At 50.4% G+C, this 24683-nt stretch carries 27 protein-coding genes and 1 tRNA gene; 12 read left to right on the plus strand and 16 right to left on the minus strand.

Annotated features, from left to right (window positions below; translation table 11 throughout):
- Window positions 1-15 precede the first annotated feature (15 nt).
- The 3 genes from IPG80_RS05790 to IPG80_RS05800 all read right to left on the minus strand — a co-directional run bounded on the left by IPG80_RS05790 (window position 16) and on the right by IPG80_RS05800 (window position 4500).
- Window positions 16-588 (minus strand): DeoR family transcriptional regulator, encoded by a 573-nt coding sequence (locus IPG80_RS05790; protein WP_345103698.1) that lies wholly within the window; start codon window positions 586-588, stop codon window positions 16-18.
- Between the two features lie 80 nt (window positions 589-668).
- Complete coding sequence (locus IPG80_RS05795; RefSeq protein ID WP_345103701.1) at window positions 669-1832, minus strand: glycosyltransferase; 1164 nt, start codon at window positions 1830-1832, stop codon at window positions 669-671.
- Window positions 1833-1896: 64 nt separating this feature from the next.
- Entirely contained in the window at window positions 1897-4500 is a 2604-nt protein-coding gene (locus tag IPG80_RS05800) for an SMC family ATPase (protein ID WP_345103704.1), read from the minus strand.
- A gap of 18 nt (window positions 4501-4518) precedes the next feature.
- On the opposite strand from IPG80_RS05800, the gene IPG80_RS05805 reads away from it, so the two are divergent.
- From IPG80_RS05805 to IPG80_RS05830, 6 genes are all read left to right on the plus strand, one after another.
- Complete coding sequence (locus IPG80_RS05805) at window positions 4519-5022, plus strand: hypothetical protein (protein WP_345103707.1); 504 nt, start codon at window positions 4519-4521, stop codon at window positions 5020-5022.
- Window positions 5019-6086, plus strand: coding sequence for a M42 family peptidase (locus IPG80_RS05810; protein ID WP_345103710.1), 1068 nt, complete (start codon window positions 5019-5021; stop codon window positions 6084-6086). The genes IPG80_RS05805 and IPG80_RS05810 overlap by 4 nt, the downstream gene beginning before the upstream one ends.
- A 3-nt stretch (window positions 6087-6089) precedes the next feature.
- Window positions 6090-7136, plus strand: coding sequence for a M42 family peptidase (locus IPG80_RS05815; protein WP_345103713.1), 1047 nt, complete (start codon window positions 6090-6092; stop codon window positions 7134-7136).
- A gap of 2 nt (window positions 7137-7138) precedes the next feature.
- Window positions 7139-7858, plus strand: coding sequence for a Type 1 glutamine amidotransferase-like domain-containing protein (locus IPG80_RS05820; protein ID WP_345103716.1), 720 nt, complete (start codon window positions 7139-7141; stop codon window positions 7856-7858).
- Between the two features lie 3 nt (window positions 7859-7861).
- Window positions 7862-8863 (plus strand): M42 family metallopeptidase, encoded by a 1002-nt coding sequence (locus IPG80_RS05825; protein WP_345103718.1) that lies wholly within the window; start codon window positions 7862-7864, stop codon window positions 8861-8863.
- Window positions 8864-8949: 86 nt separating this feature from the next.
- Window positions 8950-9420, plus strand: a complete 471-nt coding sequence (locus tag IPG80_RS05830; protein WP_345103721.1) for a hypothetical protein — start codon at window positions 8950-8952, stop codon at window positions 9418-9420.
- 128 nt (window positions 9421-9548) lie between these two features.
- Here IPG80_RS05830 and IPG80_RS05835 read toward each other — a convergent pair whose 3' ends face one another.
- The 13 genes from IPG80_RS05835 to IPG80_RS05895 form a co-directional block, all read right to left on the minus strand.
- A complete protein-coding gene (locus IPG80_RS05835; RefSeq protein ID WP_345103724.1) occupies window positions 9549-9851 on the minus strand; it encodes a hypothetical protein in 303 nt (100 codons plus the stop codon).
- 38 nt (window positions 9852-9889) lie between these two features.
- Window positions 9890-10405, minus strand: coding sequence for a DUF456 family protein (locus IPG80_RS05840; RefSeq protein WP_345103727.1), 516 nt, complete (start codon window positions 10403-10405; stop codon window positions 9890-9892).
- Window positions 10406-10433: 28 nt separating this feature from the next.
- Entirely contained in the window at window positions 10434-10961 is a 528-nt protein-coding gene (locus tag IPG80_RS05845) for a DUF456 family protein (RefSeq protein ID WP_345103730.1), read from the minus strand.
- Window positions 10962-11103: 142 nt separating this feature from the next.
- Window positions 11104-12375 carry a serine--tRNA ligase gene (gene serS, locus IPG80_RS05850; RefSeq protein WP_345103733.1) on the minus strand — a complete coding sequence of 424 codons (1272 nt, stop codon included), beginning with the start codon at window positions 12373-12375 and terminating at the stop codon, window positions 11104-11106.
- 492 nt (window positions 12376-12867) lie between these two features.
- A tRNA-Glu gene (locus tag IPG80_RS05855) sits at window positions 12868-12940 on the minus strand.
- A 52-nt stretch (window positions 12941-12992) separates the two neighbouring features.
- Window positions 12993-13553, minus strand: coding sequence for a hypothetical protein (locus tag IPG80_RS05860; protein WP_345103736.1), 561 nt, complete (start codon window positions 13551-13553; stop codon window positions 12993-12995).
- Window positions 13554-13569: 16 nt separating this feature from the next.
- Window positions 13570-13860 (minus strand): YgiT-type zinc finger protein, encoded by a 291-nt coding sequence (locus tag IPG80_RS05865; protein ID WP_345103738.1) that lies wholly within the window; start codon window positions 13858-13860, stop codon window positions 13570-13572.
- Between the two features lie 5 nt (window positions 13861-13865).
- Complete coding sequence (gene lepB, locus IPG80_RS05870; RefSeq protein WP_345103740.1) at window positions 13866-14453, minus strand: signal peptidase I; 588 nt, start codon at window positions 14451-14453, stop codon at window positions 13866-13868.
- A 159-nt stretch (window positions 14454-14612) separates the two neighbouring features.
- Window positions 14613-15173: a dual specificity protein phosphatase family protein gene (locus IPG80_RS05875; RefSeq protein WP_345103742.1), complete on the minus strand. Its 561-nt coding sequence runs from the start codon at window positions 15171-15173 to the stop codon at window positions 14613-14615.
- 8 nt (window positions 15174-15181) lie between these two features.
- Window positions 15182-16228 (minus strand): hypothetical protein, encoded by a 1047-nt coding sequence (locus tag IPG80_RS05880; protein ID WP_345103744.1) that lies wholly within the window; start codon window positions 16226-16228, stop codon window positions 15182-15184.
- 58 nt (window positions 16229-16286) lie between these two features.
- Complete coding sequence (locus IPG80_RS05885; RefSeq protein ID WP_345103747.1) at window positions 16287-17276, minus strand: hypothetical protein; 990 nt, start codon at window positions 17274-17276, stop codon at window positions 16287-16289.
- A 22-nt stretch (window positions 17277-17298) separates the two neighbouring features.
- On the minus strand, window positions 17299-18312 hold the full coding sequence (locus tag IPG80_RS05890; RefSeq protein WP_345103750.1) for a hypothetical protein: 1014 nt from the start codon (window positions 18310-18312) through the stop codon (window positions 17299-17301).
- A 144-nt stretch (window positions 18313-18456) separates the two neighbouring features.
- Window positions 18457-19458, minus strand: coding sequence for a hypothetical protein (locus IPG80_RS05895; protein ID WP_345103753.1), 1002 nt, complete (start codon window positions 19456-19458; stop codon window positions 18457-18459).
- 113 nt (window positions 19459-19571) lie between these two features.
- Here IPG80_RS05895 and IPG80_RS05900 point away from each other — a divergent pair, with 113 nt between their 5' ends.
- From IPG80_RS05900 to IPG80_RS05925, 6 genes are all read left to right on the plus strand, one after another.
- On the plus strand, window positions 19572-21248 hold the full coding sequence (locus IPG80_RS05900) for a methylmalonyl-CoA mutase family protein (RefSeq protein WP_345103756.1): 1677 nt from the start codon (window positions 19572-19574) through the stop codon (window positions 21246-21248).
- A 48-nt stretch (window positions 21249-21296) separates the two neighbouring features.
- Complete coding sequence (locus IPG80_RS05905) at window positions 21297-21518, plus strand: type II toxin-antitoxin system Phd/YefM family antitoxin (RefSeq protein ID WP_345103759.1); 222 nt, start codon at window positions 21297-21299, stop codon at window positions 21516-21518.
- An 8-nt stretch (window positions 21519-21526) separates the two neighbouring features.
- Complete coding sequence (locus tag IPG80_RS05910; RefSeq protein WP_345103762.1) at window positions 21527-21901, plus strand: type II toxin-antitoxin system VapC family toxin; 375 nt, start codon at window positions 21527-21529, stop codon at window positions 21899-21901.
- Window positions 21902-22128: 227 nt separating this feature from the next.
- On the plus strand, window positions 22129-22521 hold the full coding sequence (locus IPG80_RS05915) for a hypothetical protein (RefSeq protein ID WP_345103765.1): 393 nt from the start codon (window positions 22129-22131) through the stop codon (window positions 22519-22521).
- Window positions 22522-22637: 116 nt separating this feature from the next.
- The gene (locus IPG80_RS05920) at window positions 22638-23312 is read left to right on the plus strand and encodes a LuxR C-terminal-related transcriptional regulator (protein WP_345103768.1); all 675 of its coding nucleotides are present in this window, start codon (window positions 22638-22640) and stop codon (window positions 23310-23312) included.
- Window positions 23313-23434: 122 nt separating this feature from the next.
- Complete coding sequence (locus tag IPG80_RS05925) at window positions 23435-24655, plus strand: hypothetical protein (protein WP_345103771.1); 1221 nt, start codon at window positions 23435-23437, stop codon at window positions 24653-24655.
- The last annotated feature ends 28 nt before the right edge of the window (window positions 24656-24683 follow it).

Raw genomic sequence — 24683 nt, forward strand, 5'->3', positions numbered from 1 at the left:
TTTGATTTTTCTGAATCACATGCCTGAATGCATGTGCATCATTCCACTGAGATGTTTCAATGTTTCATCCATGTTAAAAATCTGACCGCCAAAACCTTTTTGGAACTTTTCTGCATCTGATCCGGAACCAAATACCAATACGCTAGGCACACAACAAACATTCAATTCACTTCCGATCAGGTAAAAAGCCTGTCCTGCGCTGATCATGTGACCGAATAAATAATCTGCCGTCAATGACTGCCATGCATTCTGTGATCGGCTTTGAAGCATCAAACCACAATGGGCGCAGCAGGCGCGTAGTTCTTCCCCGTTATCCAACTTGACAATGAAAACTGTCCGTTGAGACACCGGCTTCCTGCACATGGCACACACAGACGCTTCTTCCTGCGCTCTGCCGCTTGAGGAAGAGAGAACTGCCCCACCATGTTTCTTTAATACCTGCCCTGACTCTGCCAATTTATTCAAGTCACGGTGAATGGTCATATTGGAAACGCCAAAAGCCTCCGCCAATTGCTGGATGGAGGCACTTCCGTTGTTGTGCAAGTACTCTAGTATCTGTTTTTCGCGGTCTAATGAGTTGGCAGCCATTTGTTATATTTTGTTACCTTTAACACAGGATGACGAAATATAACAAATTTGACCCCATTTTATCAAGAGGACATTTGTCACTATTTTGGGCGGTACTTTCGTCCACGCCAGGTTACCCCCTGCCCGGTCAACACCTTCCATGCTGAAGTCAACATCATCGCGGCAAACACCCCTGCCCCCAGCGGAGTAGTCAGCGCATACCAACGCGGAATGTTCATCTCATTCGCCACCCGTGAGCGGATGTATACAAGATATCCCCACACTGCAAAAGACTCAAACATTACAGCAACTGCCATCCATCCGCCTTGGTTGAAATACCATGTCAGCCCCAACACGGGCCAGGCAGGCAGGAACAAGGCTACCAGCAATGCTAACGTCGCGCCGAAGGCACCCAACAATAACAATGAAGGATGATCTCGTAAGCCAAGGTAAATATTTTTCGTCCAGCCTTCCCACATGGTTTCAAGCGATACATACATGCGCGTGCTGACGACTTGCATTCCATTTGCCACCACGAGGCGATGACCATTCCACTTCACATTTTCAGAGAGGGCTTTATCTTCCACGATTTGGTTTTTGATTTTTTCGTGCCCGCCAACCAGATCATAAATACTGCGCTTGATAAAAATGAACTGACCATTTGCAACCGCATCGCGGCGTGACGGGTCGTTGACCTTGCGCGGCGAGAATCCCACTGAAAGCGCGGTCATCACCAACGGCATTACGGTCCGCTCCCAGAATGAGCCGAGAATCTGTTTGGTCATAATGGTGAAAAGATCGGCTTGCGTTTCGATCGCTTTGGCATACACCGAAGCAAGCGCGTTCGGCGCGAGGAAGGTGTCTGCATCTACAAAGCATAGCCATTCCCCACGGGCGATGGCTGAGGCTTGGTACAAGGCATGGGGTTTGCCTGCCCAGCCCTCGGGTAGATTTGAACCGCTGATAATTTTCAGTTTGTCATTCTGAGCCGAAAGTTGGCGAAGTATCTCGGAAGTCGCATCTGTGGAGCGATCGTCCAACACAATGACTTCGAGGTTTGGATAATCCTGACCCAGAACCGCCTCAACACAGCGCCGGATGTTGTTCTCTTCATTGCGAGCCGGGATGCACACCGACACCAACGGTGCGGACATGGGCGGCGGCGCAGGTACGACGACGATATCAAGATGATATTGGTTATGAATCCAATAAATGATAATGAAAGCGAGGACAAAAAGAATAGTGGAAAAGATGAAGTAGGACATTGGTAAATAGTAATTGGTAATTAGAGCTTGATACTTACTATTTACCAATTACTAATCTCTTGAATTACACCACCCGCACTGAACTTCCCCGCTCGGTCTTTTCGATCTCAATGCGATTCGGGAAGGCATCTTTGAGTTCGTCTAGATGGGTGATGATAAATATTTTTGCAAAGTCGTTCTTGACCGCATTGATGGCTTCGACCAAACGCTGACGCCCAAGCGCATCCTGCGAGCCAAAGCCTTCATCAATGACGAGAGTTTGCAAACGCGCGCCTTTACGCTGGGCAAGGATCTCCGAAAGCGCCAATCGGATCGCGAAGTTGACACGGAAGGCTTCACCGCCGGAATACATTTCATAATCGCGCATGCCAGAAGAATCGCTGATGTGAATATCGAGGGTTTCTTTCAGGTCGTCACGTTTTTTATCGCGATACTCTGCCTGTGTGACGAATTGGATCGTCATGCCGCCGTCGCTAAGACGCTCTAAAATATCGTTAGCTTTCTGCTGAATTTGCGGAAGTGCCTGTTCGATCAGCAAGGCAGGCACACCATCTTTGCCAAAGGCGCGTTCCAGCGATTTATGGCGGACAATATTCTGATTAAGCGCCTCACGCTGACGGTCAAAGTCTGCATGGCGAGTGCGTAACGTAGCCAACACATCCACACGCTGACGCGCCGCCCCAGCTTCATCACGTACCCGGTTTTCATCTTCACGCAATTCAAAGAGCCTGCTTTCGGCTTCCTGCAAGTTTGGCGCGCCTGTCTCAGATTCAGCCAGAACCTTTTCTACCTCTGACAGATTCTTTTCATGCTCTGTCACTTCCGCCTTCCACTTTCCACTTTCGATTTCGAGCTCTTCGATCTCTTTCCCTATCCGTTTACTCAACTCACGCGCAGACTCTAACTTACGCGACTCTTCTTCCACGCTGCGTTGTTCACTTTCCTCTTTGCGCTTGGCTTCGTGCGCAGAAACATCATAGCCAAGCTTGGCGAGTTCTTTGTCCAATTTGGCAAGCGTCTTCTGTGCATCGTTGGCAAACTTGCCGCTTTCCAACAGTTTTGTAATTTCCTTCAAACGTTTCGCGCCTGTCTTTTCCCATTCCTTGCTTTGCGCCTGAACCGAATCCAATTGCAAAGTCAACTGTGAAATGGAATTTGAGAAGCGCAGGCGCTCATTATCTGCGTTTGTTAATTTCGTGATCCGTGATTCGTAATTTGCAATCTGCTCAACCAGATCATCGGCTTCCTTCTTATTCGCACGGAAGGCATCGCCTTTATCTTTGCCAGTTCGTTCCAATTCTTTGAGCGTAGACTTGCGATGGCTCTCGCTTAACTCCTGCCCGCATAACGGACATTCCGCGCCGTCGGCAACTTTCAACGCCTCAATGCGCGTCTTCAACTCATCCATCTCACGCCGCAGCGACTCATTCTCCACCTTCAATGCCGCCTGCCGCTCACGCGACTCATTACGCCGAGATTCCAACTCAGCGCGTTCCTGTATCTTCGCTTCCGCTTCTTTCAAAGCAGCCTGAGCCGAACTCAACTGCTTCTCCAACTCATCCACCGCAGACAACTGTCCACTGACAACTGTCAACTGTTTTTCAAGCTCCTCCCCCTCCTGTTCCAACTTCGCCTTCTCCACTTCGATCTCACGTAACAACGGCTGACGCTTCTCATCATGCTCACGGAACTCTACCGCATTGGCATCGAACGCTTCCAATTCTTTGCGAGTCTTCTGCCAGGTTTTGTACGCCGACTCGATCTCTTTGGCGCGTTCCACCAGATCCAAATATTCTGCGCGTTCATTTTCTTTCGCGGCAATTCTCGCGTCGCTCGAAGTTAGCGCATCCTGTGAACGTTTTAACTGAGTCTGAATCGAAGCAACGGTTTTTCGCTGTTCATTGAGCAGAGCCGCATTCCGGCGGATATTCTCCAATGCCGACTCCTGCGCCTCTCTCGCCGCCGACAACTGCTTCAACGACCCTTCCAGTTCCGCCAACCGACGCCTTCTTTCGTCCTCTTCCCCCAACTCCGCATCGATCTCCGCTACGCGTCCATCGATCTCTGCGACTTCAGCTTCCAATTCTTTGCGGCGCTCTGCCGTACGTTCTTTATAGGTATCCCAAATTTCCAACCCCAAGATCGAACCCAGCACCGCCTTCCGCTCGCTGGATTTCTTCTGCGTGAATTGATCTGCCTTGCCTTGTAAAAAGAAGGAAGCATTGGTAAAGGTCTCATAGTCCAGCCGTAAGGTCTGCTCAATACGAGCCTGGGTATCGCGAGTGGTCTTTTCCGTCAGCGGTCGCCAATGACCATCGACCACCGACCATTGACCATGGTCTGCCGTCTGCGGTCCGCCATCAAGCACTTGGAATTCCAAGACCGTACTCTTATTTCTCGGCAATGTCCTCTGCACTCGATAAATATTGCCTTCATAAGCAAAGGTCAAAGCAACTTCCGCCGCTTTCACATCCTGACTGAGATTGATAACATCTGTGCCCTTGCCGCGCGCCTCACCGAATAACGACCAGGTGAACGCATCCAACAGAGAAGACTTGCCCGCCCCATTATGACCCGAGATACAGGCAAGATCTACCGCTTCAAAATCCAAATCAATAGGATCATGATATGAAAGAAAGCCAGCAATACGCAGATGTAGAGGAATCATGAATAGTTACCCAATCTCATGGATTATAATCGAACCATTATGCTGGACGCCGACACACCCCAAACACGCCGCCGTATGCGGCTTCTTGCAATCATTATCGCCTCGATTCCTTGTTATTGCGCCGGGTTTATCTGCCTTTCCTTCGCACCCAACCCGCGCGATGTGACCCTCACCCCAACCACAACCCTTACAGTGACCGGCACACCTCCCACAGCCACGGTCAGTGGCACGCCACCCATTCTCACCGCCTCCATCACCTTCACTCCCAGCATCACAAACACTCCTACGGCAAGTTCCACCTCCACCGTTACACTGACGCCCTTCATGCCCAGCACAAGTACGTCCTCTGCTACTTTCACTTATACGCCCACACAGACTCCCTCAAGTACATTCACCTTTACACCTACCAATACACCCACGGTCACGTTCACATTCGTACCCAGTGCCACACCAACGTTTACACCTTCAGCCACAACAACAGCCACACCCACGGCATCTCCAACCGCATTCGGTGGTCCATGAGCGATATCCTCCCATTCCTAAAATCTCTGATCTCTGTCTCTGGTCTTTCCGGAGATGAAACGCCCGCGGCAGAACTCATCAAAAAACAGTGGGCTCCACTGGTAGATGAGCTTTCCCAAAGCAGCCTCGCCTCTGTCCACGGATTGAAGCGAGGTACGCTAAAGAAAGGCGTGCGCCCTTCGGTGATGATCGCCACGCATATGGACGCCATCGGCATGATGGTCACCCGTATCGTGGATGGTTTTTTATACATTACAAATATTGGGGGCATTGACTCACGTGTCCTGCCCGGCACACCAGTCACGGTCCATGCCTCGGCGAGCAAGGAAGAGCTTTACGGCGTCATCGTCATGCCGCCTGCCAACCTGCTGCCGGATGGTGAAGGTGGTGGCGTAGTATCCATGAAATATCTTTTCATTGATACAGGACTCACCCCTGCCGAAGTCTCGAAGCGAGTCCGTGTCGGTGACAGAGTCTCTTTTGGCACCGAACCCATTGAAATGTCCGGAGGAACCGTCAGCGGTCACACTCTGGATAACCGTGCATCCGTCGCGGCGCTCACCATCTGCCTCGAAGAACTGCGCTCCAAATCTCATAGCTGGGATCTGTGGGCTGTGGCAACCGTGCAGGAAGAGACCGTTTTCGGCGGCGCGTACACCAGCACCTTTCAGCTTCGTCCCACCATAGCCATTGCATTGGATATGACCTTCGGCAAAGGCGCGGGCGCTAGCGGGTACCAAACCTTCCCACTCGGCAAAGGCGTAACCTTGGGCATCGGACCCAGCGTTCATCCATTTCTTTACAAACGCTTCAAAGAAGTTGCCGAACGGTTTGAGATCCCCGTTTCCGACGATCTGATGCCTGAGTATTCCTCCACAGATGCCGATGCCATGCAACTGACCGCAGAAGGGATCCCAACCATGGTCGTGAGCATTCCGCAGCGTTACATGCACACTGCCGTTGAACTGGTTGCCCTGAAAGATATCCAACGCGCAGGACGTTTACTGGCAGAGTTTGTCGCTTCTCTTGAAGAAGATTTTATCGAAAGAATCGTTTGGGATTAATTGATGCTTTCCATTGGCTCCCCTCAAATCAAATTACTCGAAAAACTTTGCAACGCCATGTCGGTTTCCGGCGACGAAGGCGAAGTGCGTCGTATTGTCTTGGAAGAAGTCAAGCCCTATGCCGATGAAGTAAAAGTGGATGCACTTGGCAGCGTGCTTGTGCGTAAAAAAGGTGCAGGGCGTAAACCGTTGCGCGTTTTGCTCGATGCCCACATGGATGAAGTTGGTTTCATGATCGTGAAGGATGATGAAGGCGGCTTCTATCAATTTCGAACCGTTGGCGGCATTGACGAACGCCATCTCGTTGGCAAACAGGTCATCGTCGGCAAAGACCACACCCCCGGCGTGATCGGTGCAAAACCCATTCACCTGACGGATTCCAGCGAGCGCAGCCATCCGGTAGATATCGAATCCATGCGCATTGACCTGGGACCCGAAGGCAAAGCCAAGGCTGGCGACCGCGCCACCTTTGCGACCAAGTTTAAACGCGTCGGTCCATCCATAATGTCCAAGTCAATTGATGACCGCATCGGTGTCGCGATCTTGATCGAACTGCTCAAGAACGCGCCGGATGCCATCGAGCTTTGCCTCGCCTTTAGTGTGCAGGAAGAGATCGGCTTACGCGGCGCAACCGTGGCTGGATATTATTTCAACCCCGACCTCGCCATCGCCATAGACTCAACACCCGCACGTGACCTGCCAGATTATGAAGGCAGGGAAAATTACACCTACAACACAAAGTTAGGATCGGGACCAGCCATTTACCCTGCCCATTCCCCTGTTATCAGTGACCCGCGTCTCGTTGGTTTTCTTGCTGAAGTTGGCACCAAACACAACATCCCATACCAATTCCGCCAACCCGGCGGCGGCGGCACAGACGCCGGTGCGATCCAGCAAGCACGTTCAGGCATCCCTGTAGTTTCAGTTTCAGTACCACATCGCTACACGCATAGTCCCATCAGCGTATCACGAGTGGATGACTGGAAGAATACCTTGAATCTTTTACACGTTGCCCTACAAGAAATGACCCCGGCTTTACTGAAGAGATGAATATGAATGGACTAATCGCTTTACTCGGTTCCGGCGAATATCTGCCCGTAATGAATGAAGTGGATGCCTATTTGCTCGCCAATTGCGGTGCGAATGGACGCAAACCACGCGTTGTCTGCCTGCCAACAGCTGCAGGACAGGAAGGCGACTCCAGTATCAACCGTTGGATGAAAATGGGCGTGGATCACTTCACATCACTCGGCGCTGATGTTCAAGCAGTGCCCGTTATCAACCATGAAACCGCCAACGACCTGAATCATGCATCCGCAGTGGAAGAGGCAGATATCGTCTATTTTTCCGGCGGGAACCCCATGTATCTGTATCAAACGATGAAAGACAGCATGGTCTGGAAATCTGCCGAAAAAGTTTGGGCTCGCGGCGGAGTCTATGCGGGCTGCTCAGCAGGCGCGATGATCCTCGGACGCGAAGTGCCTGATTTTCGGATGTTAGGCTCGCGCACCAATCCGGTCTTTGGGCTGGTACCTGCCGCCTTTATCCTGCCTCACTTTGACGCCATTCCGATCTTCGGCAAGCCATTGTTGAGTGTCACCCGTAAGCGTTTGCATGACGAAGAAGTAATGCTTGGCATCGACGAGAACACTGCCATCATCGGCAAAACTGATGGAGCCTGGAGTGTAATGGGCGAAGCAAAAGCACATGTCTTTACCAAGAACGACAGCAAGAGTTATGCTGCTGGTGAAAAATTCACTTTGGGAAAATAACCAATGAAATCATTACTCAAGACACTCACTGAAACATTTGCACCATCCGGGTACGAAGATGCGGTGCGCAAGATCATCCAAAAAGAAGTCAAACCGTATGCAGACGAGATCCGTGTGGATGCGATGGGCAGCTTAATTGTGCGCAAAAAACCGACAGCGGCGGTCAAGAACTCCAAACGCATCATGCTCGCAGCTCACATGGATGAGATCGGCGTGATTGTCAGCCATGTGGATAAGAACGGCTATGTGCGTTTTGCCAGCAACGGCGGCGTGTTCGGGCGGTATACGCTTGGCGCGCGCATCCGCTTCATGAACGGTGTAACCGGTGTGGTCGGTTTCGATAAATTGGAATCAGTTGACCAGGCGCCTTCATTGAGCAAGATGTACATTGACGTTGGCGCAACCAGCCGCAGCAATTGCCCGGTGAAGGTCGGCGATTTTGGCGCATTCGAACGTTCCTACATGGAAATGGGCAACCGCCTCGTTGCCAAATCCATGGATGACCGTGCAGGTGTGGTGGTGCTGATCGAAACCTTGAAGTCCATCAAAGCCACACCGCACGACCTTTACTTCGTCTTCACCACTCAGGAGGAAGTCGGCACACGGGGTGCAGGCACAGCCGCCTTCAGCATTGACCCCGAGATCGGCATCGCCATTGATGTGACCGGCACGGGTGACACCCCCGCTTCGTTGAAAATGTCCATGGAGTTGGGCAAGGGTCCGTGTGTAAAGGTCCGCGACCCTGGCATGCTCGCAGACCTGCGTGTGGTCGAGTGGATGGCAAGCACTGCCGAAAAAGCAAAACTCCCCTACCAGCGTGAAGTCCTGCTCGTCGGCAGCACCGATGCGCGTGCCATTCAGGTCACTCGCGCCGGTGTCATGGCAGGAGCGCTATCCATCCCCTGCCGCTACATCCACTCTGCCTCAGAGATGGTGGACTACGACGACTTGAAGAACTCGGTGAAATTGCTCACCGCCATGTTAAGTAGACCGGTTTCGTTCTAATTTATTGTAAGGGCGACCTTTCCAGTGGGAGCAAGTCATCTTGCTAAAACCGGGCGGGTCGCCCCACAGATTTAAGGGCATAAAGTATGAGTGATTACAACCGAGCTACAAAAGAAATTGATTTTGGGGAAATTCCAGTCAACGTGATAAAAAGTGTTCAGACCTATATCGAGAAACACAACCTTGGGAATATCCTTGCCAATCCTGTGATGTGTACCGTTTCAACTTCAGAAAAGCTCAAGAAGGGACTATTCAGCGGGGCGGGACCAAAATTACTTGTGCAAACAGCGATCCTGACCGACCGCTGGCTCATCCTCGCCGATAATGTGGACCAGAATGCGCTGTACATCAAGTCTATGCAGTTAAGAGATATTACGGTGGAAGATTACGAGAAAAGTTCGTTCTACAAAATGATCCCCGATACCGGGATGAACGTGAATGGACGTTTCACCGATGCCAGCGAATTGGGTTCAATATTTTTGCCGCTAGGGAAAGACGCGACGGGAGAAAAGTTCAAGTCCGCTTTGGTCGAGGCGGTGCAAAAGGCAAAGGTATAAATTCATATTGTCACCCTGAGCGGGTAGGCGAAGTGGTTGCTTATACACGTAGTAGAGATTGCTCACCGTGGTGTACAACACAAAAAAGGCTTGACCAGTACAGGTCAAGCCTTTTTCATTTATCTTTCCTATTTCTTCTTCGTCTCTTTGACGTGTTCTTCTTCTTTTGACTCTTCCTTCTTCCCCATATACTGCATCACAAGCGCCGCGCCTGCGGCGAGGGCAAAGGTTCCCATGGAAGCAGGGCTGGCATAATTTGTCAGCCCAATGAGCAGAAGGAAAAATCCAACCGCAAGAGCGATCTGCGCCTGCCAGGCGGCTTTGTAGTAAGCATCTAACATGAAGCGGGTGACGCCAAAACCCAACACCAGAAACCCAAGCGCGCGAAGTAGAAATCCAAAAGTGGAAAGGACTTGTTGAAAGGTATCCATTTGTTTCTCCTTTTATTGAATGATAATCCAAAACCATGCTAGGTCACTGTCCATACTACAACTCCCCACAACACGATCGTTACAACCCCGATTCCCATTTGCAAGGCAATCGAACGTCCCCATCCGATCAGCAAGGCTTTGGTCGAGTCAAAAGCCTTGTTTTCATTTTTCAAGCGGCTCAACTCCGCCATGTAAAAACCAACAAGCGATGCCAAAACACCGATCAAAGCAGTAAAGAATAAGCTGACGATAATCCCCGCCATGAAAGACCAGAAGACCGAACTGCCCGGCACTTGCTTCTCGCGTAAATGATCATCAATAATGAAAATATCCGCGACACTGCCGCCTAACATCAAGACCGTGATGATGGCGAAGACCAACCAACTTGACCCATGCATGTTCCCCATCAGCGCTTGAATGCTAATGTACGGCAACAGAGCAAGCCACATCACGATCAGACCGGGGAAGAGCGGGAAAAATAAGCTCAGCAAACTAAAGATGAGTGCGATCAATGTCAAACCATTCAAAAGCAGTTGACCAGGCTCACTCAACACAAATGGAATGATGGGACTCTCCTATTTATTAACCTGCGTTCCACGCCCACAGCCCCCAGAAGGCGATCATGACGATGCCGATACCGATCCGTGCGGCGACAGACCAGCCCCACCCGGTAAGCCAGGTCTTGGTGCTGGAGAAAGCCGCGGGGCGGTCTTTGAGGCGGTACCATTCCGCCAGAAAAAGCCCAACCGGTGAGGCAAGGATCCCAATAATGGGAGTAAAGATCAGGCTGGCAAGAATCCCGGCAGCGAAAGACCATAGAATGGAACTCCATGGCACATCTTTGTCACGCATATGTTTGGCGATGATGATGTTATCCACGACATTGCCGCCGATCATCAATAAGGTGATCAGCACGAACAAGGTCCAACCCACCCAGGTCATATTCCCAAGCCCCGCCTGAATGATGGCATAGATCAGAGTAGCGATCCACATCACAACCAGACCGGGGAAAACTGGCATTAACAAGCCCAACAAACCAAACACCAAAACGGCAAACGTGATCACTTCCAACATGACTTGCCCGAACAATTCCCAATCGGCGGGATTCATATCGTTTCTCCTTTGATAAGAAAAGACACCGGAAATAGTAAGGGCGACCCTGCACATTTCATTGAGATTATTCACTCCCAACGGATGGGTCGCCCCTACAGTTTATATATGTACGGATATTAACCCGTTTGGTTCTTCACCGTCACGGTTTGATGACGTCGATGCCGCCCATCCACGGACGCAAAACTTCTGGGACCACGATGGAGCCGTCGGCTTGCTGATAGTTTTCCATCACGGCGATGAGAGCACGCGGCAAGCCCAAGCCGGAGCCATTGAGCGTGTGCGGGAATTTGACCTTACCGCCATCGCTTGGGCGGAACTTGATGTTGGCACGGCGGGCTTGGAAGTCGGTGTCATTTGAGACCGATGAAACTTCGAGCCATTCGTTACAGCCAGGAGCCCACAACTCGAGGTCGTAGGTCATGGTCGCGCCGAAGCCGATATCACCGGTGCAGAGTTGCTTCACGCGGTACGGAATGCCCAACTGCGCACAAGTCTCTTCAGCGTCTTTCAACATCTTCTGATGCATCGCCTCGGATTCTTCCGGCTTGCAGTAAATGTACATCTCGACCTTGTCGAATTGATGCCCGCGTTTGATACCGCGCACATCGCGCCCGGCGCTCATCTTCTCACGGCGGAAACAAGGTGTGTATGCGGTGTACTGTCGTGGCAAAGCGGCTTCATCAAGGATCTCATCCATGTGCAAGCCAGTCAGCGGAATTTCTGCCGTCGGCACAAAATATAAATCTTCTTCATGGTCTTTGTAGAGATTATCGGCAAACTTGGGCAGTTGACCCGCGCCATACACCGTGGCGGTCTTGACCATGAACGGCAGATACTCTTCCTGATATCCCTGACGGATGTGCAGGTCAAGCATCCATGCGATCAGGGCGCGTTGTAACCGTGCGCCTGCTTTTTGCAGTACATAGAAACGGGAACCGGTCAGCTTGGTGCCGCGTTCAAAGTCAATGATGCCGAGCGCAGGTCCGAGGTCCCAGTGTGGAAGCGGAGTGAAGTCAAACGTGCGCGGCTCCCCTACCGTCTTGATGACGATGTTCTCGCTGTCATCCTTGCCGTAAGGCGTGCGCGGATCTGGGATGTTCGGCAGCGTGGACATGAGGTAGTTCAATTCGGATTCGACCTCTGCCACGACCTTATCCAAGTCTGCGATCTTATCGCCCACCACACGCATCGCCTCGATCTTGGACTGGCGTTCGGTTGCGTCTTTCATTTTGCCGATCTCTTTCGAGACGACGTTGCGCTCCGCTTTGAGCTGCTCCACTTCATTGAGCAGACCGCGGCGCTTTTCGTCCAATTGCAAAATGGAGTCGACAGGTGCGGGGTTGTCCTGGCGGTCTTGCAATGCCTTGCGGACGATGTCTGGATTTTCACGAAGCAAATTGATATCGAGCATGTTGCACCTCCGAGTGCGTAACACCTTGAAAGGTGTTAAATAAAATACGCCCCATTCCGTTTGCAGGACGAGGGGCGTCTCGTGGTGCCACCTGCTTTCGCTATCTCCTCTCCCCCCGGGAGAGGGAAGGGTGAGGGATAACCTTGGATGCGCGCTAACGGGCGCTCCCGATTCTCTTATGACTTGCGTCTCTCCGAGAACAACTGGGCAAAGTGGATTTCATTCTCTGGCGGTCCGCCTCGCACTGACCGGCGGCTCTCTGTACCGTTGCTGAATTACTTGTCTTTGCGCTTGTCTTTGATATCGAACTGGCGGGATTATACCAATGAAAGAATGAAGCGGGTAGATTTTCGCCCTAAATGATAGCGACACATACACCGCAGCGGCGAGGGTCTCTAAGATTATTGTAGAGATGCTTCGCTACCGCTCAGCATGACATTAAACGATTAAAACAAAAACCGCCTTTTCAGGCGGTTAATTGCTGCTAAATTGTGCCCCCACGGGGATTCGAACCCCGGTCGTGGCCGTGAAAGGGCCGCGTCCTAGTCCACTAGACGATGGGGGCATTTCTTAAGCGGGCGAATTTTATCACCCACTTGTACAAGCGTCAAGAAGTTTCAGGAATTCGTTTCAGGTTTTACTCGCTGGGTTAAAAGCGCCACAAGATCGATCATTTTACGATTAACCAGAATACCCGCGCTTTGCACTCGCAGGCTTGGAATGAGAATAGCAGTCAGTGTGGCGTTGAAAATAGGCACAAACTCACGCGTTCCTTCTGAGACCAGGCTGGCAAAGTCAAAACGACCCGGCAATTCCATCGTTCCGTCTACTTCGAACATGGAGGTGGTCAGGCGCACTGAATACTCGGTTACGTTAACGTAACCACCGCGCACAATCGCCTGCGGACCCAGATCTTCACGCCGCGGCAGGCAAACCGCGTGGATCTGTCGCTTCATCGTACGGACAAGTTCAAAATGATCGACCAACTTGGTCGGCATGTGCAGACGTGCCATACGCGCATCGTGAATCTCAAGGGTGGAATGAGTTGGGTCGTTGAGAAACCCCATGGCTCCATGAGCTGTCACAGACATTTTGCCAGCCACCCGGTAACCGGATGTCAGAATGTCGGCTAGGACAAAACGATACGTACGAGGTGATGTTGACGATTCGAGAGACATGAGGAAAAGGTCCGATTTAAGATTCTGGCATCGGGGGATGGATGCCAGTTTGAGGTCGGGGGTGAGGCGGGGTACGTCGGTTTGAAGGTGTAGGCTTGCCCGCGTTCGGGTCAAGCAAAATATTCAGCCACTGAATGGCACGTTCATCATATTCTCGCCGCCCGCATACATCGCAAACCCAGGCGGGGAAATGTGGCACTGTGATCAATTCCCTGCCCAGCCAGGTGAAATAGGTTACCCGGCGCGGTTGCAAAACACCGGCATGGCATTCAACACAGGGAATCGGGTCTTCGTTGATCGTATCCATAAAACCTATTGAGAGGCTGCCAATTGAGAATGAGTGAGTGTGCCCCACATGGGCGGAGGCCAATAGATCAAGACTGCCTTACCTACTACATTCTCTTGAGGAAGCAAACCCCAATCCTTTGAGTCGTTCGAGTTGTTACGGTTGTCGCCCAGCACAAAGAGAAAACCCTCTGCCACTGTCCACTCACCATTGTACAACGGTAATTGGGCAATGTAGTCTTCACTCTGCAGCTGACCGTTCAAAAACACCTGACCATCCTGTACCGTGATCTTATCGCCGGGCAAACCTATGATCCGTTTGACCAATTCCTCTTTAGGGTTTAGCGGAAAATGAAACACAATGATATCACCGCGGTTGAATTCCCCAAATTTATAGCTCAGTTTGCTAACCAGTAAAAACTCGCCATCTTCCAAAGTGGGGCGCATACTGAATCCGTCCACACGTACACGAGCTGAAACGGCATTGATGCCAACGAACAAAATGACAGCCAAGACCAACGTCTCGACCACGTCGAGGAAAAATCGTTTCCAGTTCGTCCCCTCCTCCGCAGGCATGTTTTCATCTGCCAACGGTTCTTGATTATATGTTTCCAAAATGCCTCCGATTACGCTGAAATTATACTTCTAATTTTGAGGCTATCCTCCCATACTTACTTACATTTTATTTGCGAATATAGCGCTTCTTGTTCATATCAAAATTTGACTCGACAACTTTGAGCTTTTTCTCAGCTGTATTCGTTCGTTGTCAATCGATCAACCTTCGCAAAAGCGTTGTTTGGTCTTATGCCCAGAAGGAGTTTCGCGCCATTTGCGCACAAAATCAGCTTGTTCTTCTGTCTCTGGCGAACGAGCCAAAAAATAATTATGAGGGCGTGTTTTGTATAACGCATCCACTTTTTCAAGTGCCTGCCGGTGCGACATGCCATGTCGCACGAGATAACACCCCACCACTGTGCCTGTGCGCCCCACCCCACCCCAGCAATGGACGTACACCGGGCTGCCGCTTTGAATGGCAGAATCGATCGTATCGAGGATGAGGGACATGGTCGGCACGGAAGGAATGCCGTGGTCGCGAATGGCGAAGCGATGGTAGACGGTCATATATTCGTAGAGGCGGGCTTCTTCTTTGAGAATCGGCTCATAGGGCACTAACTCATGTGGTTGGGTCAGGTCGATGAAGGTGCGGATGCCACTTTCAAGGAAAGCGTCCATACGTCTGCGCATATCTTCGGGATGGTGGCTGCCGGGATATTCGCCTGCCATGAAAAGACCTTCTTCAATCCAATAGGACTCGATAATGGGGAGTTTTGGCATTTGCGGCATTATTCCGGGAAATTCAAGCAAAGACCCGCCAGGATCTCCGAGCGCAATTGAACAAGTTCGGGATAGCGGTAGAAGAACAGGATCTTTTGCTCCGCGAGCGTGTCACCATCAGGCTGATCGGCAAAGACAAAGAAACCAAATGCCTCGGCGATATCTTCGGCAGGATGCGTCACGGAGTAATCTGTCAGAAATTGGTCTTCGTATTTGTAATAAAAATCATCGAGTTTTTCGTAGTAAAGATCTTCATCTTCTATGAGGTTGACCTCGTTCCATTCGTCGTAGATATCGGTCCAGAATTCTTCGTAGAAAGCGTTGATATATGAATCAGGGTTCGAACAACCTTCACCGGGGAAGAAGGTGGTACAAGCCGCCACTTCATCCATGTACAGGGTTTCATCTTCGGGGTTATTGAAAATAGCGATGCTTGGGGTCACCTGGTCAGGGGCGAGTGTGAAGAGATGGGCAAACTCATGAACCAGTGTAAAGGACAGATAGTAGTAATCACTGGTGTCGGCAATATCCACTTCAAGCCCCCAGCGGTTCGGGTCATCATACGTCTGTGCCACGGCGGCAAGGATATTGTCTTCGCCATCGGTCATGATCGAAAATTCTGACAGGGTTTGTCGATACTCAAGCGGGATCAACGCAGTAAAGTAGTTCCAAATTCGTTGATGGGCGTCTGTGTCGTTCTGTTCATCCTCCAAACTTGAGGGGACATTTTCATAATACGGGTCCTGGATCTCGTCACCGGATACAAGGTAAGTGACCAGATATCTGGTCTCTCCATCATCTGCCGGGATGTAGTTAAAATCTTTGGCAAGGTCGTTGGCAAGGTCAAGCGACGTATTCGCGCCAACGATCTGGTCGGTGATCGCCGGACATGAAGCCGCCTCGGCTGGAACATCGGAGGGTAGAACAAATTCCGGTATGCTTTCGCCTGAGGCAGAAACGCCCTGAGAGTTGGAAGGCTCCCCAAAGAGAGTGACACAGGCAAGGGTCGAGAAAAGCAGCGCAGATACAGCAAAGAAAAGTTTCAAGCGTGGCATAAAAAATATCCCTGGAAATTTTTTCCAAGGATACCATAGTGTCTCATTCAGATTTTTTTTATTTGAGCTTACAAGCTCCATTCAAAATATCCTCGCGCAATTGACGCAATTCAGGAAATTCATAAAAAAAGGCGAGCTTTTGCTCCCGAATGGAATTACCGCTGGGTCTGGGGCTGAAGACAAAATGTGTGAAGGACTCGGCTATGTCTTCGGTGGGGTGCGTCACCGCATAATCTCCAACGAACTGGTCTTGATGCGCCAGATAAAAATCATAGAGGGCGTTGTAGTAGGGCACATCATCTTCCGAGTCATACTGCATCGCATCGACCTGCGCCCACTCATCATTGATATCGACCCAGAAACGGGTATAAAAAACCTGAATATACGAATCCGCATGACTGCAACCTGTGCCCGTAAAATAATTGGGGCAGGCGGCGGATTTTTCTTTTTGCAATTCAATATCTTCAGGAGCCTTCAGGATCTCAAGGTCTGGTGTGACCTGTGAAGCATTGAGCGTGAGCAAGTGAGCATATTCATGGATCATGGTAAAGATGAGTGCATTCCTATCTTCGAGGTCGGCGATATCCACTTCGAGCATCCACTGAGAAGGCTCCACACTGGATTGGTCGACCGCTGCAAGTGTATTTGAATACCCATCCGTAAAGACATTGAACTGCGTTACCATGCTGCGATCTTGTGCGGGGATCAAAGCGGTGAAAAGTCCCCATGCCTCATTTTGCAAAGCCATGTCTTTTTGCTCATCCTGTAGATCAGCTGGGACGTTCACCAGACTGGGATCTTTCAGAGCATTCCCTTCAACGATATAGGAGACAAGATAATGGAAATCTGGTTCGGAAAAATCCGTGACACCTTCATAATCATATACATCCCCCAACCCGCTTTTGAACACCTGATCGGTAGATATGGTGCAAAACGCATGGTATTCAACGCCGAGATCATTTGCAGTCCCTCTTCCCATGAAGTACCCCGCAAACAGTGACAGAACAAGCACCAGCAAAACAACAATAAAAGTAACTCTCCCAGACATGATGCCTCCACAACACGAAACCCTAATTTGCCGGAATGGTGATCCAACCGGCATCTAACAAATACAAATAAAGATATCCAAGCAGCATGACCATCCAAAGGAACAATTGGATCTGATCCATCAGGTTTTCCCACGAAATGGAAAGGTTATCCTTGATGGTCTGGACGATACTCTCCAGATTATCCAGCTTGCTGCGCACGCTTTCTTTCCAGTCTTTGAGATAGAACTCAGACTGAATGGCTTCATAGAGTTTGGCAGTGTACCAGTCACCGATGAGCAGCAGGGTTTGCTCCGTACGCTCGAAGTTTAACATCACTTCCAGTTTATGCTCGGCGATCTGGCGGATCAACCCGCGTGTGGCACGCGGACGGCGTTTTTTCTCAAAGAACGATTCATTGATCTTGTCGAGCAGTTTTTCAATGGAATGGTCGAGCACGCGATAACGCAAAAGCTGATAATTACCGATCTTGAGGAGGACAATATCCGAATCGTAATCGCCGCTCGGGGCGATGATGACTGCGCCTTCCCAATCCACCAGAGTCAACTCGGTGGCGGAGTAGCGTGTGCGCGAGACCAATATTTCGCTGATCTCGTTCTTGTCGAAGCTGTCACGCTGAGAACGGATAAAGCGCGAAATCTCAAGCGCGTTCTTGTCGATCCATTTATCCGGGGTTGGTTTCGCATCATCCACCAAAAGAATGGTGTATTCCTCATAAAGTCCGCTCTGGCGATGCTCAACTGGAATGAACTTGCTTTGTAAAGCGTTCTCGATCTTGGCGCGTTCCTGCAAAGCAGTAGGGTCGAAGGGGTTTTTCAATGAAAACCGAGCCTCAACCATTTGCACACGTTCATCGTATTGATGACGCACCACAGCGACCGCATGCCCTTCGATCAACACAGTCTCATCGCCAAGGCTGATGACGTCAATATCCACCGGCTGAAAGTACGGTGCATCCTTCAAGCCCTGAATGGATTCTTTTTTGGGGGCAATTTTCGATTCGATATCGGGAAAGGCGATCAAATAACAGATGTCCATAAAACTATTCCTTATGTATCTGCTTAAGTGTAGCACAGACCCGGATGTCAAAAACAGAACGGGCGATGTATACACATCGCCCGTTCTGTTTTTAGTTTTGCAATTATTTGAAAATCCTGCCAGATTTTCCCTGCCCTGACCTGCTTATTGAGGAAAGGCTGTGCAAAGGTTACCAAGGATGGCAGAACGCAATTCAACAAGCTCGGGGTAGTTATAAAAGAAGAGTACCTTTTGATCAGCAATGCTATCACCCGTTGGCTTATCGCCCAATACGAAGAATGCCCAGGATTCGGTTATATCTTCTTCAGGGTTGGTAGCGGCGTACTCGGTAACAAATTGATCCTGATACTTGTCGTAAAACTCGGTCAACATCTGCTGATTCAAATCTGGATCCTGCTCGTAGCTAATCTCCTGATTCTCTTCGTAGATCTCGGTCCAGAATTGATTGTAAAAAGCGTTGATATAGGAATCAGGATTCGAGCAGCCTTCCCCGGGGAAGTAATCGGGACAAGCCGCGACTTCTTCATTCAACACATCAACATTCTCAGGGTCATTGAACACAGCTTCGCTGGGAGTGACCTGGTCAGGTCCCAATGTAAGCAAGTGACCATATTCATGAACAAGAGTGTAGGTCAGGCTGTAATAATTAGCTGTGTCGGCAATATCCACTTGCAAAGACCAGGCAGCAGGGTCGGTCTTGGTTTGGGTGACCATTGCCAGTGTGTTATCCACCCCGTCGGTAAAGACGGAATACTCAACGATGGTATCGCGGTTCTCAGCCGGGATCAGTGCTGCGTAATACTCCCAAACCTGCTGTTGGGTAGCTTCATCCAATTGTTGATCTTCTAGTTCGGAGGGAACCGTTTCCAAAGCGGGATCAGAAATTTCATCCCCGCTCACCACATAGGTGACAAGAGGCGTTTCTTCCAACACGGTTTCCGACCCGCCATCACTTTCACTCACGGCATTGACAGACTCGATGATCGGACCAGTAACATCAACACAGACTGCACCTTCTATAACCTCAACCGGCGCTTCAGTTGAAACAGCCTCTTCGGTCGCAGCCTCTTCTGCTGCAACGTCTGTGACAAATTCCTCTGTAGCAACTTCACTGGCATCAACTTCTTCATCGCCAAGGTCTGCCAAAAAAACTTAATTTTTCCCATATTACCATATTCAAATTTAGAGGATTTTGAACCCTGCGGCCCCCAAACCGGGGAAAAAAATTCCCCCCCCCGCCCCTTTTTTTTTGGATATTGTTGTGTTTAACAAATTTTCTATATGACCTATCCAAAGATCGCTACAACCAATGGAAAGAAACCACGCTCAAGAAGTCTTTGGAAAAATTCAAAGAGCGCAAGGAACGTTTTGAATTTTCTTCGGGGATCGAAGTGCCGCGCCTCGCGACTCCGCTCGAGCCTGGTCCTGCTTACGAAGAGAAGTTGGGCTACCCCGGAGAATACCCCTTCACTCGCGGCGTGCAGCCGACGATGTATCGTTCGCGCTTTTGGACGATGCGCCAGTATGCGGGCTTTTCGACGGCAGAAGAATCGAACAAGCGCTACCGCTATTTGCTCGAACAAGGTCAAACGGGGCTATCGGTTGCGTTCGACCTGCCAACTCAAATTGGGTATGATGCGGACGATCCCATCGCGCAGGGAGAGGTCGGTAAGGTCGGCGTGTCCATTTCGTCGATCAAAGACATGGAGCAGTTATTCGATCAGATTCCATTAGATAAAGTTTCGACGTCGATGACCATCAACGCACCGGCGGGAGTCTTGCTGGCGATGTATATTGCGGTTGCCAAACGCCAGGGCGCGGACATGCGCGGACTGCGCGGCACGATCCAGAATGACATCCTCAAAGAATATGTGGCGCGTGGGACGTATATCTTCCCGCCTGCGCCGTCGATGCGACTGATCACCGACATCTTCCAGTTCTGCGCGAAGGAAGTGCCGTATTGGAACACGATCTCGATCTCGGGCTATCACATCCGCGAAGCCGGTTCGACCGCCGTGCAGGAAGTGGCGTTCACCCTCGCGAACGGAATCGCTTACGTGGAAGCCGCGCTCAAAGCCGGACTGAACGTGGACGATTTCGCGGGTCAGCTTTCGTTCTTCTTCAACGCGCACAATAATCTGCTGGAAGAAGTTGCCAAATTCCGCGCGGCGAGACGGATGTGGGCACGCATCATGCGCGAACGCTTCAAAGCACAGAAGCCGTCTTCATGGCAGTTACGCTTCCATACGCAGACGGCAGGTTCGACCCTGACTGCCCAACAGCCGGAAAATAATGTGGTGCGTGTGACGTTACAGGCTCTTTCCGCCGTCCTCGGCGGGACTCAGTCTCTGCACACCAATAGCATGGACGAAGCCCTGTGGCTGCCGACTGAAAAATCGGTGCGGGTCGCCTTGCGGACTCAACAGATCATCGCGCACGAATCCGGCGTAGCGGACTCGATTGACCCGTTGGCGGGTTCGTATCTCATTGAACATCTCACCGATGAAATTGAAAAAGGCGCGCTGGAGTACATCGCCAAGATCGACGAAATGGGCGGAGCGATGCAATCCATCGAACGCGGATTTATGCAGAACGAAATCCAGAACGCGGCATATGCGGCACAGCAGGCGATCGAGAGGAAAGAAGAGATCATCGTAGGTGTCAATCAATTCACAGTGGATGAAGTTCTCACGTTGGAACGTTTGAAGGTTGACACGTCTATTGAGTTGGGACAGCGTGAGGAGTTGAAGAGATTACGGGAATCGAGAAATCGGGAATCGGTAGAACGGCTGCGCGGACGATTGGTAGAAGCCGCGAAAGGCACCGAGAACCTGATGCCGCTCTTCATTGAATGTGTGGAAAATGACGTGACCCTCGGCGAGATTTGCAATACGCTGAGAGGGGTATGGGGCGAGTACGTGGCGGAAGGATTTTAGGCTTGACTTAGTCCACTAGTTAGTCTACAATGCGTTTAGAGGTGCAAAATGACCATTTATAACGTTCATGATGCAAAAACCCACTTTTCAAAGCTGCTCGATCTTGTGCAGAATGGTGAAGAAGTGGTAATTGCCAAGGCAGGAAAGCCAGTAGCGCGGCTTTTGCCTTTTGAGTCCCAGGATTTTTCTCCACGTGTACCTGGAATTGACAAAGGTAAGGTATTCATCATGCCTGACTTCGACGCGCCCTTGCCTGAGTTTGACGTATGAGAATATTGTTGGATACTCACACTTTCCTTTGGTGGAATATGGAAGCCCCACAGCTTTCGCCACTTGCAAGAGAAATCATTTCAAATGGGGAGAATGAAATTTTCCTATCTGCCGCCAGCGTTTGGGAAATTTCCATTAAAGCCGCCAAAGGAAAACTTGTATTACCTGAGCCCCCTGCTCAATATATCGCAAATCGCATGGGGCTTTATCGCTTTCAACCTCTACTTATTGAGGTAAGCCACGCTGCACGTGTCTATGATCTCCCTCACCATCACGATGATCCATTTGACAGAATGCTGATTGCACAAAGTCAAGTTGAGCAAATGCCATTGCTTTCTGCAGACTCAGAAATTCGAAAGTATGAAGTTGAAGTAATTTGGTAAAACCACTCTTCATTGAATGTGTGGAACATGACATAACCCTCGGCGAAATTTGTAATACGCTGAGAGGCGTTTGGGGCGAGTACGTGGCAGAAGGGTTTTAAACCACCCCCACCCATCCTCCCCCAAAACCGACGCAAAAAAGTTAGGATAGTAATAAAGATTTTAAATTGTCGGATTTGGGGGAGGTGCCTGCGATAGCAGGTGGAGCAGAACATGGGTCAAATAAAATGAAGAAAACAAACAAGATCATTATCGTTTTGGCAACATTTATGCTCGGCACATGTTTATGCCTTGGGTGTATTTTTACGGTATCTCCTCAGCTATATAACGTGCTCGATCAACCCACAGCTGAAGAAGGGCAAGAAAGGGCGAATGAATTGATAAAAGCCCTGGAACAATACAAGGCGGATACAGGGAGCTATCCATCAGAGCTAGAGGTACTTGTTCCAAATTATTTAAGCGCCATCCCCCAACCTGCCAGAGGGGCTCAGTATGAGTATGAACTTCTATCGAATGGAGATGAATTCACGATCTCCTTTGATGTAGGCATCAGCATGGATGGGGATTACTGTGAATATATAAGTACGACGCGCATATGGCAGTGCAGCGATAAGATTTAAAAAAGATACTTGCGCTTATCCCAAAATACAGCTACAGAAATCCCTGCCGTCCCATCTGGCAAAATACTTCGTCATTTTTTAAAAATGTACTGGCATATTTTTAAAAGGAAATCGATATGACATCTCAAACTCCACTCAGCAAACGCGAGCAAGACGTGCTCGATCTTTTACTGGCAGGCAAAAGCAACAAGCTGATCGCTCACGCGCTCGGCATCACCGAACGCACGGTCGAATTCCACCTGAAGAACATCTACGCCAAGCATCAAGTCAACTCGCGCATGGAGCTGGTGCTGCACCTGAGGCAATCCACAGTTGCGGCGGAAGGCGAAAGCATCGAAAATAGCGGCACGTCCAGTCTATGGAGCTGGGCGAAATCCACGTTCAAAGAAGCCGTCTTTCGAATCGGCAAGGAGATAGAAATGAACACGCCTACTCAAACCCCGCTCAACGAAGCGGAACCCGTCAACTTTCAAAATGCGATCCGTGTATGCTTCGTCAAATATGCAGATTTTACAGGTCGCGCCTCACGCCCTGAATTTTGGTGGTTTGCCCTCTTTATCTTGCTCTCCGCCTCGGCATTCACCTACTTAAGTGAAACCGCAGGCAGCATCTACTCCATCGCCACCCTGCTGCCTTTTCTGGCAGTCGGCGCTCGTCGCCTGCGTGATAGCGGCAACAGCCCGTGGTGGTTATTCGGTCTGCTCATTCCAGTGGCTGGCATCATCCTGCTTGGTTTCTTCTGGGCAATGCAACCCGCTAAAACATTGGCGAACGATTCGCTGCCAGCATAAAAGAGACGGTCACTCGCAAAGGTGACCGTCTCTTTTATATCAGTCCAACAATTGGGGGATGTAAAAATCTTTTACCCAACAGGTACAATCTGCCAACTTTAATTTTTACAACGGAGACCAGCATGGATTATGACATTACAGAGTACCCACGGGTTTATCACGGGCTTTGTCACCTCCCGGAAGCGCGCCTGATCGAAATCGCAAATAAAGCAGGCGCTTCGCTGAAAAGCATCAAACCCGGTCTTTATGGACAGATCGTTGAATCCATCCTCAAGCACATCGAATCTTTCGATGAACTCAAAACCCTGCTCACCCCCAAAGACTTCGACATCATCGGGCAAAAAAATTCCATTGGCGACCGCAAAACATGGAACCGTCCCTACCTTGATTATGACCATGCCGTCTTTGTAGATATGACCCGCAAAAGTTATGGAGTTGTGCAACGTCCAGTGCGGACGTCCGCTCGTAACGCCTCTCATGCAGACTTGTGGCTTGAGCTGGCTTCGCTGAAGGCTTGGTCCAAGCTGGAGGCTTCGCAAAAAACCAAAGTTGCGAAATCCCTTGCCAGATCCTTGGGCGATGGTTTCACCTTCGTTGATCTGGTCGGTCCGCACGAGTTGATGCGCTTTCAGCACACCGCCTTCAAACTACACTTCATCGCCATCCCCGGCGGGAAGTATTCAATGGGTCTGACCGACGACGAAAAGAAAGAACTGACCCGCCTCGCCAAAAAACATGGAATTGAAGAAGCCAAATATTTTGCGCGTGATATTGCCGAAACCGCCCGCCCGGCGCACGAAGTAAAACTCCCGCCGTTCTTGTGCGCCCAAACGCCAATCACGGGTGCGCAAGGTAAGAAGTTCACCAAGTCGGCGGAGTTATTGGAAAGCAACCACAACATCTACTGGTATGGCGCAAAAGCCGCCCTCCAACTCACCGAACAAAGCGCTACCAGATTGCCCACCGAAGCTGAATGGGAATACATCGCCCGGGCTGGCGCTGTACGCACATGGCTCAATGGCGAAGAAGACCCACAAGAGTATACAAGCCGCATCCTCTCAGCCAAACTACTCGAAGACGATCATCCATTTGGAGTCTGCGGGCTGGGCTGGGGCACCTGGGTGGAAGACGGCTGGCATTTGGGCTATAAGAATGCCCCAGTGGATGGGTCCGCTTGGGAGCCGCGAGACGTTCCAAATGTTGTACGAAGCGGCGGTTTTTTATCTCACCCCTGGCAGACCCCTGGCGAAGAGTTCATGCTCCACTGTACGTATCGCGAACAAGTGAAAGATAGAGAATACCCTGTGTTGCTGGCAAAAGATCTGCCAAAACGAAAAAAATGATCCTATAAAAGAAAGCTCCCCAGCGATA

It is taken from the genome of Candidatus Villigracilis vicinus (genome assembly GCF_016702885.1).
In the GTDB taxonomy this organism is placed as follows: Bacteria; Chloroflexota; Anaerolineae; order Anaerolineales; family Villigracilaceae; genus Villigracilis; species Villigracilis vicinus.